Below are 12,791 nucleotides of genomic sequence, written 5' to 3'. Positions count from 1 at the left end.
TGGTGAGTGTCGACCTCAAAGAACTGAGAATGTATGATTATGACCTCAAGCCAGATGAAGACATCGTCGATGCAGTCCGTGATGGCAGTAGCGAAGCGTTGGAATACCTTATCAATAAATATAAGAATTTCGTACGTGCCAAAGCACGTTCTTATTTTTTGATAGGTGCAGACCGAGAAGACATTGTGCAGGAAGGTATGATAGGTTTATATAAATCTATTCGCGACTTCCGAGGAGACAAGCTTGCTTCATTCAAAGCCTTTGCTGAACTGTGCATCACGCGACAGATCATCACGGCGATTAAAACAGCAACGCGTCAGAAGCACATTCCTCTTAATTCCTACGTGTCACTGGACAAGCCTATTTATGATGAAGATTCTGATCGTACGCTGCTTGACGTTATTAGCGGTTCCCGGGTTACAGATCCTGAGGAGCTTGTAATCAATCAAGAAGAGTTTACGGGCCTTGAAGATAAAATGGGAGAAATATTAAGTGACTTAGAGCGCAGGGTGCTGATGCTCTATCTCGATGGCAGATCGTATCAAGAAATCGCCGTTGATCTCGATCGTCATGTGAAGTCTATTGATAATGCTCTTCAACGTGTTAAACGCAAACTTGAACGTTATTTGGAAGTCCGAGATTTGTAGAAAGTACCCGCGCGGCTTAAGCTGTGCGGGTGTTTTTCTTTGGGAGAATGTTTAACAATGGCTAAGAGAGTCTATACTGATGATACTCTCGCATTTATGAGACTTCTGCCTTGACACCCTATTACGGGTTGTGATAAAGTATTTCAGGTAGCCCTAAAAGTCGCTTTCTTTTTGACGCGCTTAGAAGGGCTTTAATTAGAAAGTGTCTGTAGGAGGTGTACATCATGCGGGTCATCATCACATTAGCGTGCACAAATTGCAAACAAAGAAACTATGCATCCACTAAAAATAAGCGCAACAATCCCGACCGTATTGAGTTGAAGAAATATTGCAAATTTTGCAATGAACATACTGCTCATCGCGAGACTAGGTAGTTCTTTGGAGGTGTAGTTTGTGGCGTTCTTGGCTAGAATGAGACAAAGCTTCGGATCCACTTTTTCCTTCTTCACCGACAGTTGGACAGAACTCAAAAAGGTCAAGTGGCCAAGTCGCAAAGAGATGATTACCTATACGCTAGTCGTAATTGGTACTGTAGCTTTTGTTGCTATTTATTTTTTTGTGCTGGATCTAGGAATTTCTGAGTTGCTGCGCCTTGTTTTTAAATAAACAGGACTATAGGTGAATTTATTCATGGAAAAAAGATGGTACGTCGTACATACCTATTCAGGGTATGAGAACAAAGTAAAAGCCAACCTAGAGAAACGTGTTGAGTCCATGGAAATGACGGACAAGATCTTCCGTGTGCTTGTGCCTATGGAAGAAGAATTGGTAAACAAAGACGGCAAGAAAAAAGTCGTCATGCGTAAAGTTTATCCAGGGTATGTCCTTGTAGAAATGATTCAAACGGATGACTCTTGGTACGTAGTACGTAATACGCCAGGAGTAACTGGATTCGTAGGTTCTACAGGATCCGGCTCTAAACCGACTGCATTATTACCTGAGGAAGTTGAATCTATCCTGAAGCATATGGGTATGGAAGAGCCGAAGGAGAAAATCGACTTCGAACTCAAAGAAACCGTACGCGTCAAGGTGGGACCTTTCGCAAACTTTGTCGGCTCTGTTGAAGAAATTGTTGCTGACAAGGGTAAACTTAAGGTGCATGTCAACATGTTTGGTAGAGAAACCCCGCTTGAGCTCGATTTCGACCAAGTGGAAAAGCTATAAAACAAGAAAACCAAGGGTTTCTACCAGGTCTATTCCTCGGGATAGACCTTCGTTAGTGGGATGGCAATGAGATCCCATATTAAAAGCAAGGAGGTGTCTATCATGGCAAAAAAGGTTATTAAAATCGTGAAGCTTCAAGTTCAAGCTGCGAAAGCAAATCCAGCACCACCGATCGGTCCAGCATTGGGTCAAGCAGGTGTGAACATCATGGCTTTCTGTAAAGAGTTTAACGCTCGTACTGCTGATCAAGTTGGTCTTATCATTCCGGTTGAAATCACAGTGTTCGAGGATCGTTCCTTTACATTCATCACTAAAACGCCTCCGGCTGCAGTTCTTCTTCGCGTCGTTGCTGGTATCGAAAAAGGATCCGGTGAACCAAACAAAAAGAAAGTTGCAACTGTGAAACGCGCTAAAGTTCGCGAAATCGCTGAACAAAAAATGCCTGACCTAAATGCTGCATCCGTTGAGGCTGCAATGCGTATGGTTGAAGGTACTGCTCGCAGCATGGGAATCACTATCGAAGATTAATTCCGCAAGGAATGCGGTTAAACGATAAGCGTATGCTGTCGAAGTGAGTTTTCTTCGCGAAGACTCTTCAGCCGCTCGGTGGGAGGATTATCCGCTAATACCACTAAGGAGGATATTTAAAATGCCTAAACACGGTAAAAAATACCGCGAAGTATCTCAGCTTGTAAATGCTGAAACTTTGTATGATCCGTCAGAAGCAATCGAGCTTGTTAAGAAAACAGCTCCTGCTAAATTTGATGAAACTGTAGATGTTGCAGTTCGTCTGGGTGTTGACCCAAGAAAACAAGATCAGGCTGTTCGTGGTGTCGTTGTACTTCCACACGGTACTGGTAAAACGAAACGTGTACTTGTATTTGCTAAAGGCGAGAAAGCGAAAGAAGCTGAAGCAGCTGGTGCAGATTTTGTTGGTGATGCTGACATGATCAACAAAATTCAACAAGGTTGGTTCGAATTTGACGTTTGCGTAGCTACTCCGGACATGATGAGCGAAGTTGGTAAACTGGGTCGTATCCTCGGGGGTAAAGGTTTAATGCCAAACCCTAAAGCAGGAACAGTTACTTTCGACGTTACCAAAGCTGTTCAAGAGATCAAAGCAGGTAAAATCGAGTACCGTCTTGATAAAGCAGGCCAAATCCATGCTCCACTTGGTAAAGTATCTTTCGATGCTGATAAGTTGAACGAAAACTTCAAAGCATTGGTTGATGCACTTGTAAGAGCGAAACCAGCAGCTGCTAAAGGTGTTTACCTGAAAAACATTGCTGTATCCTCCACAATGGGTCCAAGCGTTCGTGTGAACCTGCAATCCTTCAGATAAGTAAAAGCTACCAGTTGACTTCGGTTGCTGGGCGTGATACTCTATCAAAGGTCATAAAAATGAATATGCAAACCGTAGACAGTAGGTGCCAACGTGCTTAATTTCCTACCGAGGTGTTATGATATATATAGCGATTTCTTTGTACATCAGGGAAAAAGTGAACACATCATGCCTTCGTAGCGTCTACGAAGGCATTTCTTATTTTAGATAAGGAATGCTGATGCTCCTACTGTTTGCGATCTTGAAAGATAAATGCATAAGAAGTGAGGTGTACTATGGCAAACGCGAAAATTCTTGCAGCGAAAGAACAAGCAGTAGCTGAAGTAACTGAAAAGTTTAAAGCTAGTGCTTCTACAATCATAGCGGACTACCGCGGTTTGAACGTAGCTCAAGTAACTCAGCTGCGTAAAAGCTTGCGCGAAGCTGGTATTGAATTCGTAGTTCTCAAGAACTCGTTGGCTAGACGCGCATCGGCGAATGCTGAGCTAAGCGCATTGGATGAGTACCTAACAGGTCCAACTGCCATTGCTTTCAGCAAAGACGATCTAGTTGCTCCAGCGAAAATCTTGACTGAATTTGCGAAAAAGAATGATCAATTGAGCGTAAAAGGTGGCGTGGTCGAAGGCCGCGTAGTTGGATACGATCAAATCAAAGCACTTGCAGAACTTCCATCCAGAGATGGTCTTCTCTCCATGTTGCTTAGCGTTCTTCAAGCTCCAGTTCGTAACTTTGCACTTGCTGTTAAAGCAGTTGCTGAGAAAAAAGAAGCTGAAGGTCAAGCTTAATTTTGTTTTACAACAACAACCACAAAATATATGAATGATAATGGAGGTTTAACCATGAGCAACAATGCAACGATCCTAGAAGCAATCAAAGGCATGACAATCTTGGAATTGAACGACCTGGTTAAAGCAATTGAAGAAGAGTTTGGCGTAACAGCAGCAGCTCCAGTAGCAGCTGGCGGTGGCGCAGCAGTAGCAGTTGAAGAAGCTCAAACTGAGTTTGACGTTATCTTGACTAGCGCTGGCGCATCCAAAATCAACGTAATTAAAGTAGTTCGCGAAATCACAGGTCTTGGCCTGAAAGAAGCGAAAGACTTGGTTGATGGCGCTCCTAAAGCAGTTAAAGAAAAAGTTAGCTCCGAAGAAGCAGAAGCTGTTAAAGCTAAGCTTACAGAAGCTGGCGCTTCCGTAGAAGTTAAGTAATCTTTCAATAGGAAACCTCTTGAAGCTTGACTTCAAGAGGTTTTTTTAACCGTTATAAGATGAGGTTTTTACCCTTAGGAAAGCCTTAGGAACGCTCTCGTTATTTGATTTTCCTAGAGGTAAAAGTGGAGGAGGAATTCATAACGTGTCAGAGCATTACTATACTAAGCAACCGACGGTGAAACGGGATGTTCACACTATGCAAGAAGTGCTGCGTGGCAAAACATATACGTTCCTGACGGATGCCGGAGTCTTTTCGAAAAAAGGTGTCGATTATGGTAGTAAGCATTTAATTGAAACCATACAGCTGCGCGAGGATGCTAAGGTTCTTGATGTAGGTTGTGGGTACGGTCCTATTGGGCTAAGTGCTGCTGTGATGTGTCCGAAAGGACATGTGACAATGGTTGATATCAATGAGAGAGCGATTGAACTTTCTGTTGATAATGCGAAGCGTAATGGAATAACGAATGTGACTATCCTCCAAAGTGATCTCCTGGAACAAGTGAAGGAGCAACGCTTTGACGCGGTTTTAACCAATCCGCCCATTCGAGCTGGCAAGGAAGTTGTTCATCGTATTTTCACAGATGCTTACGATTGCTTAGTTGACGGCGGGTCTATCTGGGTTGTTATTCAAAAAAAACAGGGCGCTCCATCGGCCATGAAAAAACTCGAGTCTTTGTACAGTGAAGTTATTGAGGTATCCAAAGATAAAGGGTACAAAATTCTCAAAGCTACGAAGTAGTTGGAAGTAGATGAAATGTGGATTTCAACTCTTATCTGTCAATCGAGGGAAAATGTTTGACTTGACATTTCACATGTGGTATTATTAAAAAATGTCAGTATTAAGATGGGACACATGTCTTTAGTTAACAAAAATGTCAAGTGTTTTTTTCTTCCGGGATGAATAAAATTTGAATGTGTAACGTATAATGTTTGAATTTTAGGAAATTCTAACAGGATGGGAAGAAATATTTGGAAAAGAGTTATTGATTACAGGGAAAAACCTTCCTTCATACAGTCGCTTAATTCGGACGGGCTCCACTAATGGAGGCGTCCTGAGTGTACGTCGGTAGAAGTTTTTCTTCTTCTTTTTATTTATTGAGTAGAGTTGAGGGGTGAATGAAAGTTGGCGGGACATCTTGTTCAATTTGGACGACGTAAACGCAGGACTTATGCACGAATTAATGAGGTGCTGGGCATTCCAAACCTGATTGAAATCCAGCAAAAATCGTATGAGTGGTTTTTGGAAGAAGGACTTCGCGAGATGTTTCAGGATATCTCTCCGATCCAGGATTTTACAGGTAACCTAGTACTGGAGTTTATTGACTATAGCTTAGGCGATCCTAAGTATTCAGTTGATGAATCCAAAGAACGCGACGTAACCTATGCGGCGCCGTTAAGAGTCAAAGTCCGTTTGATTAATAAGGAAACCGGCGAGGTCAAAGAACAAGAAGTGTTCATGGGGGATTTCCCTATCATGACTGACACGGGAACGTTCATTATTAACGGTGCGGAGCGTGTAATCGTCTCCCAGCTCGTTCGTTCACCCAGTGTTTATTATAGCACGAAAGTGGATAAAAACGGCAAAAAAACATATACCGCAACCGTCATTCCGAACCGTGGAGCTTGGTTAGAGCTTGAGACTGATGCGAAAGATATCATCTATGTTCGTATCGATCGCACGCGCAAAATTCCAGTAACTGTGCTTCTTCGTTCCTTAGGATTTGGTACAGATGCTGAGATTTTGGATTTGCTCGGTGATAATGAATACATCCGTAATACGCTCGATAAAGATAACACGGATTCTACGGAAAAAGCGTTAATCGAAATCTATGAGCGTCTTCGTCCGGGTGAACCACCTACACTAGATAATGCTAGAAGCTTGATCGTTGCTCGTTTCTTTGATCCGAAGCGTTACGATTTGGCTAACGTAGGTCGCTACAAAATCAACAAAAAACTTCACATCAAAAACAGATTGTTCAATCAACGTTTGGCGGAAACACTGGTGGACTCCGAGACTGGAGAAATCATTGCAGAAGCTGGACAATTGCTTGATCGTCGTGTATTAGATGAAATCCTTCCTTTTATTGAAAAAGGTGCAGGATATAAAGAATTTACGATTCCAAAAGGTGTAACGGGCGCGGATACAATTCCAGTTCAGTGCATCAATGTTTATTCACCAACAGAAGAGGGCAAGGTCGTTAAAGTTATCTCTAACGGTGTTATTGATAAAACAGTCAAAAACATCACGCCTGCCGATATTATTTCATCCATTAACTATTTCATCAATTTGCTTCACGGCATCGGAAATACGGATGATATTGACCACTTGGGTAACCGTAGACTTCGTTCTGTAGGTGAATTGCTGCAAAATCAATTCCGTATTGGTCTTTCCCGTATGGAACGTGTTGTTCGTGAACGTATGTCGATTCAAGATGCGAATGTGATTACACCACAAGCGTTAATCAACATTCGACCTGTTATCGCATCGATCAAAGAGTTCTTCGGTAGCTCCCAACTTTCTCAGTTTATGGACCAAACGAATCCGCTTGCTGAATTGACGCACAAAAGACGTCTGTCTGCACTCGGACCCGGCGGTTTGACAAGAGAGCGCGCAGGTATGGAAGTTCGTGACGTGCATCACTCTCACTATGGCCGTATGTGTCCAATTGAGACGCCAGAGGGACCGAACATTGGTTTGATCAACTCCTTATCTACGTTTGCCCGTATTAATGAGTATGGCTTTATTGAGGCGCCATATCGTTGGGTGGATCCGAAGTCAGGACTTGTAACCGATCAAATCGCTTACCTGACAGCAGACGAAGAGGATAACTATGTTATCGCTCAAGCGAATGCACAATTGACCGAAGATAATAAATTCGTTGAAGATGCGATTATCGTTCGTTATAAGGATGACAACTTAACGCTTCCGGTTGAACGTGTCGATTACATGGACGTTTCTCCGAAGCAAGTTGTTTCCGTGGCAACGGCGTTAATTCCGTTCCTTGAAAACGATGACTCCAACCGTGCGCTTATGGGTTCAAACATGCAGCGTCAAGCGGTTCCGCTTTTGATCCCGAAAGCACCTCTTGTAGGTACAGGTATGGAGCATAAGGTGGCCAAAGACTCAGGAGTATGTATTGTCTCCAAATTCGATGGAATTATTGAGAAAGCTGCTGCGAATGAAATTTGGCTGCGTCGCCAAGAATTGGTCGATGGCAAGCTGGTTAGCGGCAACGTTGTGAAATATAAGCTCCACAAATTCATGCGTTCTAACCAAGGTACTTGCATTAACCAACGTCCGATTGTCAAAAAAGGCCAATTGGTTAAAGCGGGTGACATTCTTGCAGACGGACCATCAACAGAGCAAGGTGAATTGGCGCTTGGACGTAACGTGGTCGTTGCCTTCATGACTTGGGAAGGTTACAACTACGAGGATGCGATCTTGCTTAGCCAGAAACTTGTAAAAGAAGATGTGTACACATCGATTCACATTGAGGAGTACGAATCCGAAGCTCGTGATACGAAGCTTGGACCTGAAGAAATCACACGTGACATCCCGAACGTTGGGGAAGATGCATTGAAAAATCTTGACGAGCGCGGTATTATCCGTGTCGGTGCCGAAATCGGCGCAGGCGATATCCTAGTTGGTAAAGTAACACCTAAGGGCGTTACGGAGCTGACAGCGGAAGAAAGATTGCTGCATGCGATCTTCGGTGAGAAGGCTCGTGAGGTTCGTGATACATCCCTACGCGTACCGCATGGTACAGATGGTATCGTTGTTGATGTGAAAGTATTTACTCGTGAGAACGGCGATGAGCTGCCTCCTGGCGTTAACCAACTCGTACGTGTCTATATCGCTCAAAAACGGAAAATTTCCGAAGGCGACAAAATGGCGGGACGTCACGGTAACAAAGGGGTTGTAGCGCGTATTCTTCCGGAAGAAGATATGCCTTTCCTGCCTGATGGTACTCCGGTTGAAGTTGTATTGAATCCACTAGGGGTTCCTTCGCGGATGAACATCGGTCAAGTGCTTGAAGTTCACTTGGGTATGGCTTCCAAGTACCTGGGTATCCATGCTGCAACGCCAGTATTCGATGGAGCGCGTGAGTATGACGTGTTCGATGCGATGGAAGAAGCAGGTATGCAGCGCAGTGGTAAAACGATTCTGTACGATGGTCGTACAGGGGAATCGTTCGAACGCGAAGTAACCGTTGGCGTCATGTACATGATTAAGCTGGCGCACATGGTTGATGATAAAATCCATGCCCGTTCCACAGGACCTTATTCCCTTGTTACTCAGCAGCCGCTGGGTGGTAAAGCGCAGTTCGGTGGACAACGTTTCGGGGAGATGGAGGTATGGGCACTCGAGGCATATGGAGCTGCTTATACACTGCAAGAAATTCTTACTGTGAAATCTGATGACGTTGTAGGCCGTGTGAAAACATACGAGTCCATCGTTAAAGGCGAGAATGTTCCAGAACCGGGTGTTCCGGAATCCTTCAAAGTTTTGATCAAAGAGCTTCAAAGCTTAGGTATGGATGTTAAAATCCTTTCCGGCGACGAAGAAGAGATCGAAATGAGAGAAGCCGATGACGACGATGAAGTCACTAGCGATAAATTAAACCTAAACTTAGAGGGCTCTGAATTGGGAGTCAACGAATAAAGAACACCACAATAGATCGAGAACGATTCACTGCATAGTGGGTTTAAATTCTTAAAGGAGGGTTGCTCCTTGATGGACGTTAACAACTTCGAGTTTATGAAAATCGGCTTGGCATCACCCGATAAAATTCGCTCTTGGTCCCGTGGGGAAGTAAAGAAGCCGGAAACGATTAACTACAGAACCTTAAAGCCTGAGAAAGAAGGTCTTTTCTGTGAAAAGATCTTCGGGCCTACCAAAGATTGGGAATGTCACTGCGGTAAATACAAACGAGTTCGTTATAAAGGCGTGGTTTGTGACCGTTGTGGCGTTGAAGTAACACGTCAAAAGGTACGTCGTGAGCGCATGGGTCATATTGAACTTGCCGCTCCGGTATCTCATATTTGGTACTTCAAAGGCATTCCAAGCCGTATGGGGCTTGCGCTAGATATGTCTCCAAGATCGTTGGAGGAAATTATCTATTTCGCTTCCTATGTGGTGACAGATCCAGGGGATACACCTTTGGAGAAGAAACAACTTCTTTCCGAGAAAGAATACCGCAGCTATCGCGAGAAGTACGGTTATGCTTTCCAAGCGGGAATGGGTGCGGAAGCTGTTAAAAAGCTTCTAATCGACATTGATATCGAACGTGAAGTAGATACACTCAAAGAAGAACTCAAAACAGCGCAAGGTCAACGACGTAACCGCGCGATTAAGCGTCTTGAAGTTATGGAAGCTTTCCGTAACTCGAAGAACTTGCCTGGCTGGATGGTACTGGATGTACTTCCTGTCATCCCTCCGGAGCTTCGTCCGATGGTACAGCTCGATGGTGGCCGCTTTGCGACTTCTGATTTGAATGATCTGTATCGCCGCGTTATCAATCGCAACAACCGTTTGAAAAGATTGCTCGACCTAGGAGCACCGGATATCATTGTTCAAAATGAGAAACGTATGCTGCAAGAAGCGGTAGATGCTCTTATCGACAACGGTCGTCGCGGCCGTCCGGTAACAGGTCCTGGTAACCGTCCTTTGAAATCCCTCAGCCATATGCTGAAAGGTAAACAAGGTCGTTTCCGTCAAAACTTGCTCGGTAAACGTGTTGACTATTCTGGTCGTTCCGTTATCGTTGTAGGTCCTAACCTGAAGATGTACCAATGTGGTCTTCCGAAGGAAATGGCACTTGAGTTGTTCAAGCCTTTCGTGATGAAAGAGCTTGTGAATAAAGGTTTGGCCCATAACATCAAAAGTGCAAAACGTAAAGTTGAGCGCGTAAGTCCAGATGTTTGGGATGTTCTTGAAGAAGTGATTAAGGAGCATCCGGTTCTTCTGAACCGTGCCCCTACGCTGCATAGACTTGGTATTCAAGCTTTTGAACCGATTCTGGTAGAAGGCCGTGCTATTAAGCTTCATCCGCTCGTTTGTACAGCTTACAACGCTGACTTCGACGGTGACCAAATGGCTGTTCACGTACCATTATCTTCTGAAGCTCAAGCGGAAGCTCGCTTGCTCATGCTGGCGTCAGGCAACATCTTGAATCCGAAAGACGGTAAGCCTGTTGTTACGCCTTCACAGGATATGGTTCTGGGAAGCTTCTATTTAACAACAGACAACAAATTCGCTAAAGGCGCTGGTTCTATTATTAGAACAGTTCATGAAGCAGTTTCCTCTTATCAATCGGGCAAAATCGCCCTGCACGCACGGGTTGCAATCCCTGCAAGAGCATTGAACAAAGTTAGTTTCACTGAGAAACAGCAAAATGCAATCTTGATCACGACGATCGGTAAAATCATCATGAATGAGATTTTCCCTAGCGATTTCCCATTCATTAATGAGCCAACCAAAACGAACCTGTTGAGCGGGATTCCCGATTCTCACTTTGTTTTCGAAAAGGGTGCTGATCTTAGAGCTATTATGTTGGAACGTGATGAGAACAAAGCGGTAGGTAAAGAATATCTCGGTTCTATCATTGCTGAGTGTTTCCGTAAATACCACACAACTCAAACGTCCATGATTCTTGATAAAATTAAAGAGCTTGGATTCACGTATTCCACGAAAGCCGGTATTACCGTAGCTGTCTCTGACGTTGTTGTTCCTACTGAAAAAGTAGCCATTCTCAAAGAATGTGAAGAGAAAGTACGTGTAGTTACGAATCAATACCGTCGTGGTTTGATTACGGATGAAGAGCGTTATGACCGTGTTATTGCGATTTGGAGTAAGGCGAAGGACGAAATCACAGATATTTTGATGAAATCCCTTGATAAATACAACTCTATTAGCATGATGGTTGAATCCAAAGCTCGGGGTAATAAATCACAGATTACACAGCTTGGCGGCATGCGTGGTTTGATGGCGAATCCATCCGGTAAAATTATGGAGTTGCCAATTAAATCGAACTTCCGTGAAGGCTTGACTATCTTGGAGTATTTCATTTCCACGCACGGAGCGCGTAAAGGTCTTGCCGATACAGCACTTCGTACAGCGGATTCAGGGTACTTGACTCGTCGTCTCGTTGACGTTGCGCAAGATGTTATCGTACGCGAAGATGATTGTGGAACTGATAAAGGCTTCATGGTTAGCAAAATTCAAGACGGTAAAGAGGTTATTGAAGATCTCTATGACCGTATTGAGGGTCGCTATGCTTATGAAACTCTACGTCATCCGAAAACAGGTGAAGTCATTGTTCAACGCAATGAACTCATCGAATCGGGTATTGCAGATACAATCATTGAAGCAGGTATTGAGAAACTTCAAATTCGTTCCGTTCTTAGCTGCCGCACCAATCATGGCGTTTGTAAGAAATGTTACGGTCGTAACTTAGCTACTGGCCAATTTGTAGAGGTTGGTGAAGCGGTTGGTATTATCGCTGCTCAATCCATTGGTGAGCCAGGAACACAGCTGACGATGCGTACGTTCCATACCGGTGGTGTTGCCGGAGATGATATTACGCAAGGTTTGCCGCGTATTCAAGAGCTCTTTGAAGCTCGGAATCCGAAAGGCCAAGCGATTATTTCCGAAATTGATGGTATTGTCAAAGAAATCCGCGAAGCTAAGGACCGTCGTGAGATTGAAGTCCAAGGTGAAGCGGAATCTAAAGTATATGCGGTTCCTTACGGTTCACGTGTACGTGTTTCATTGAATCAACAAGTGGAAGCTGGAGACGAGTTGACTGACGGTTCTATCGATCCGAAGGAAATGCTCCGTATCAAAGGTATTCGTGGCGTGCAGAACTACATTCTGCAAGAGGTTCAACGCGTTTATCGTAACCAAGGGGTAGAAATTAACGATAAACATATCGAAGTTATGGTTCGCCAAATGTTGCGGAAAATCCGCATCGTTGACGCTGGAGATACAACGCTTCTTCCTGGTTCCTTCGTAGACATTCATGAATATGAAGCAGCCAACAAAGTAGCCTTATTTGCTGGTAGTGAGCCTGCTGTTGCAAGACCTATCTTGCTCGGTATTACTAAAGCGTCCCTAGAGACCGATTCCTTCCTATCTGCAGCGTCTTTCCAAGAAACGACACGTGTCTTGACGGATGCAGCAATTAAAGGTAAGGTTGACCAATTACTTGGTCTTAAGGAGAACGTTATTATCGGTAAACTAATTCCTGCAGGTACGGGTATGCCTCGTTACCGGAACATCCGAATTACAGATCCGAACGAAGTGCTTGTACAAGACGAGGACCTTGAAAAAGAGACTGTCACTGTTGAATAGATTTGTTATGTAATCATGAGGGATAGCCACTTTATAATGAAGTGGGCTGTCCCTTTTGATATACATTTATTAATCTA

The 12,791-nt window shown here is 44.0% G+C and carries 11 protein-coding genes and 1 other annotated feature; all 11 genes read left to right on the top strand.

Annotation, left to right across the window (positions count from 1 at the left end; all coding sequences use genetic code 11):
- The first annotated feature begins 2 nt into the window (after positions 1–2).
- Positions 3–647: an RNA polymerase sporulation sigma factor SigH gene (gene sigH / locus NYR53_RS32365; protein ID WP_261303082.1), complete on the top strand. Its 645-nt coding sequence runs from the start codon at positions 3–5 to the stop codon at positions 645–647.
- A gap of 224 nt (positions 648–871) precedes the next feature.
- Positions 872–1,021 carry a 50S ribosomal protein L33 gene (gene rpmG, locus NYR53_RS32360; RefSeq protein ID WP_079418041.1) on the top strand — a complete coding sequence of 50 codons (150 nt, stop codon included), beginning with the start codon at positions 872–874 and terminating at the stop codon, positions 1,019–1,021.
- Positions 1,022–1,040: 19 nt separating this feature from the next.
- On the top strand, positions 1,041–1,253 hold the full coding sequence (secE, locus tag NYR53_RS32355; RefSeq protein WP_090826726.1) for a preprotein translocase subunit SecE: 213 nt from the start codon (positions 1,041–1,043) through the stop codon (positions 1,251–1,253).
- Positions 1,254–1,277: 24 nt separating this feature from the next.
- A complete protein-coding gene (gene nusG / locus NYR53_RS32350; RefSeq protein ID WP_029196473.1) occupies positions 1,278–1,811 on the top strand; it encodes a transcription termination/antitermination protein NusG in 534 nt (177 codons plus the stop codon).
- Positions 1,812–1,913: 102 nt separating this feature from the next.
- A complete protein-coding gene (gene rplK, locus NYR53_RS32345; protein ID WP_029196472.1) occupies positions 1,914–2,339 on the top strand; it encodes a 50S ribosomal protein L11 in 426 nt (141 codons plus the stop codon).
- A 121-nt stretch (positions 2,340–2,460) separates the two neighbouring features.
- Complete coding sequence (gene rplA / locus NYR53_RS32340; RefSeq protein ID WP_029196471.1) at positions 2,461–3,153, top strand: 50S ribosomal protein L1; 693 nt, start codon at positions 2,461–2,463, stop codon at positions 3,151–3,153.
- Between the two features lie 54 nt (positions 3,154–3,207).
- Positions 3,208–3,362, top strand: a sequence feature (ribosomal protein L10 leader region).
- 66 nt (positions 3,363–3,428) lie between these two features.
- Positions 3,429–3,938: a 50S ribosomal protein L10 gene (gene rplJ, locus NYR53_RS32335; protein ID WP_261303081.1), complete on the top strand. Its 510-nt coding sequence runs from the start codon at positions 3,429–3,431 to the stop codon at positions 3,936–3,938.
- Positions 3,939–3,992: 54 nt separating this feature from the next.
- Positions 3,993–4,358, top strand: coding sequence for a 50S ribosomal protein L7/L12 (gene rplL / locus NYR53_RS32330; protein ID WP_029196469.1), 366 nt, complete (start codon positions 3,993–3,995; stop codon positions 4,356–4,358).
- A gap of 145 nt (positions 4,359–4,503) precedes the next feature.
- Positions 4,504–5,100 carry a class I SAM-dependent methyltransferase gene (locus NYR53_RS32325; protein ID WP_261303080.1) on the top strand — a complete coding sequence of 199 codons (597 nt, stop codon included), beginning with the start codon at positions 4,504–4,506 and terminating at the stop codon, positions 5,098–5,100.
- Positions 5,101–5,484: 384 nt separating this feature from the next.
- Complete coding sequence (gene rpoB / locus NYR53_RS32320) at positions 5,485–9,024, top strand: DNA-directed RNA polymerase subunit beta (RefSeq protein ID WP_261303079.1); 3,540 nt, start codon at positions 5,485–5,487, stop codon at positions 9,022–9,024.
- A 69-nt stretch (positions 9,025–9,093) separates the two neighbouring features.
- Complete coding sequence (gene rpoC / locus NYR53_RS32315; protein WP_290428973.1) at positions 9,094–12,714, top strand: DNA-directed RNA polymerase subunit beta'; 3,621 nt, start codon at positions 9,094–9,096, stop codon at positions 12,712–12,714.
- Positions 12,715–12,791: the final 77 nt, after the last annotated feature.

Source organism: Paenibacillus andongensis (assembly GCF_025369935.1).
In the GTDB taxonomy this organism is placed as follows: Bacteria; Bacillota; Bacilli; order Paenibacillales; family NBRC-103111; genus Paenibacillus_E; species Paenibacillus_E andongensis.
The sequence above is the reverse complement of the archived record's forward strand: the minus strand, read 5'-3'. Positions and strand labels throughout refer to the sequence as shown.

Bases quoted from the DNA above. Each gene is read 5' to 3' on its own strand.
- rplJ (WP_261303081.1), top strand. From the start codon at position 3,429: ATGGCAAACGCGAAAATTCTTGCAGCGAAAGAACAAGCAGTAGCTGAA.
- rplK (WP_029196472.1), top strand. From the start codon at position 1,914: ATGGCAAAAAAGGTTATTAAAATCGTGAAGCTTCAAGTTCAAGCTGCG.
- nusG (WP_029196473.1), top strand. From the start codon at position 1,278: ATGGAAAAAAGATGGTACGTCGTACATACCTATTCAGGGTATGAGAAC.
- rplA (WP_029196471.1), top strand. From the start codon at position 2,461: ATGCCTAAACACGGTAAAAAATACCGCGAAGTATCTCAGCTTGTAAAT.
- rplL (WP_029196469.1), top strand. From the start codon at position 3,993: ATGAGCAACAATGCAACGATCCTAGAAGCAATCAAAGGCATGACAATC.
- rpmG (WP_079418041.1), top strand. From the start codon at position 872: ATGCGGGTCATCATCACATTAGCGTGCACAAATTGCAAACAAAGAAAC.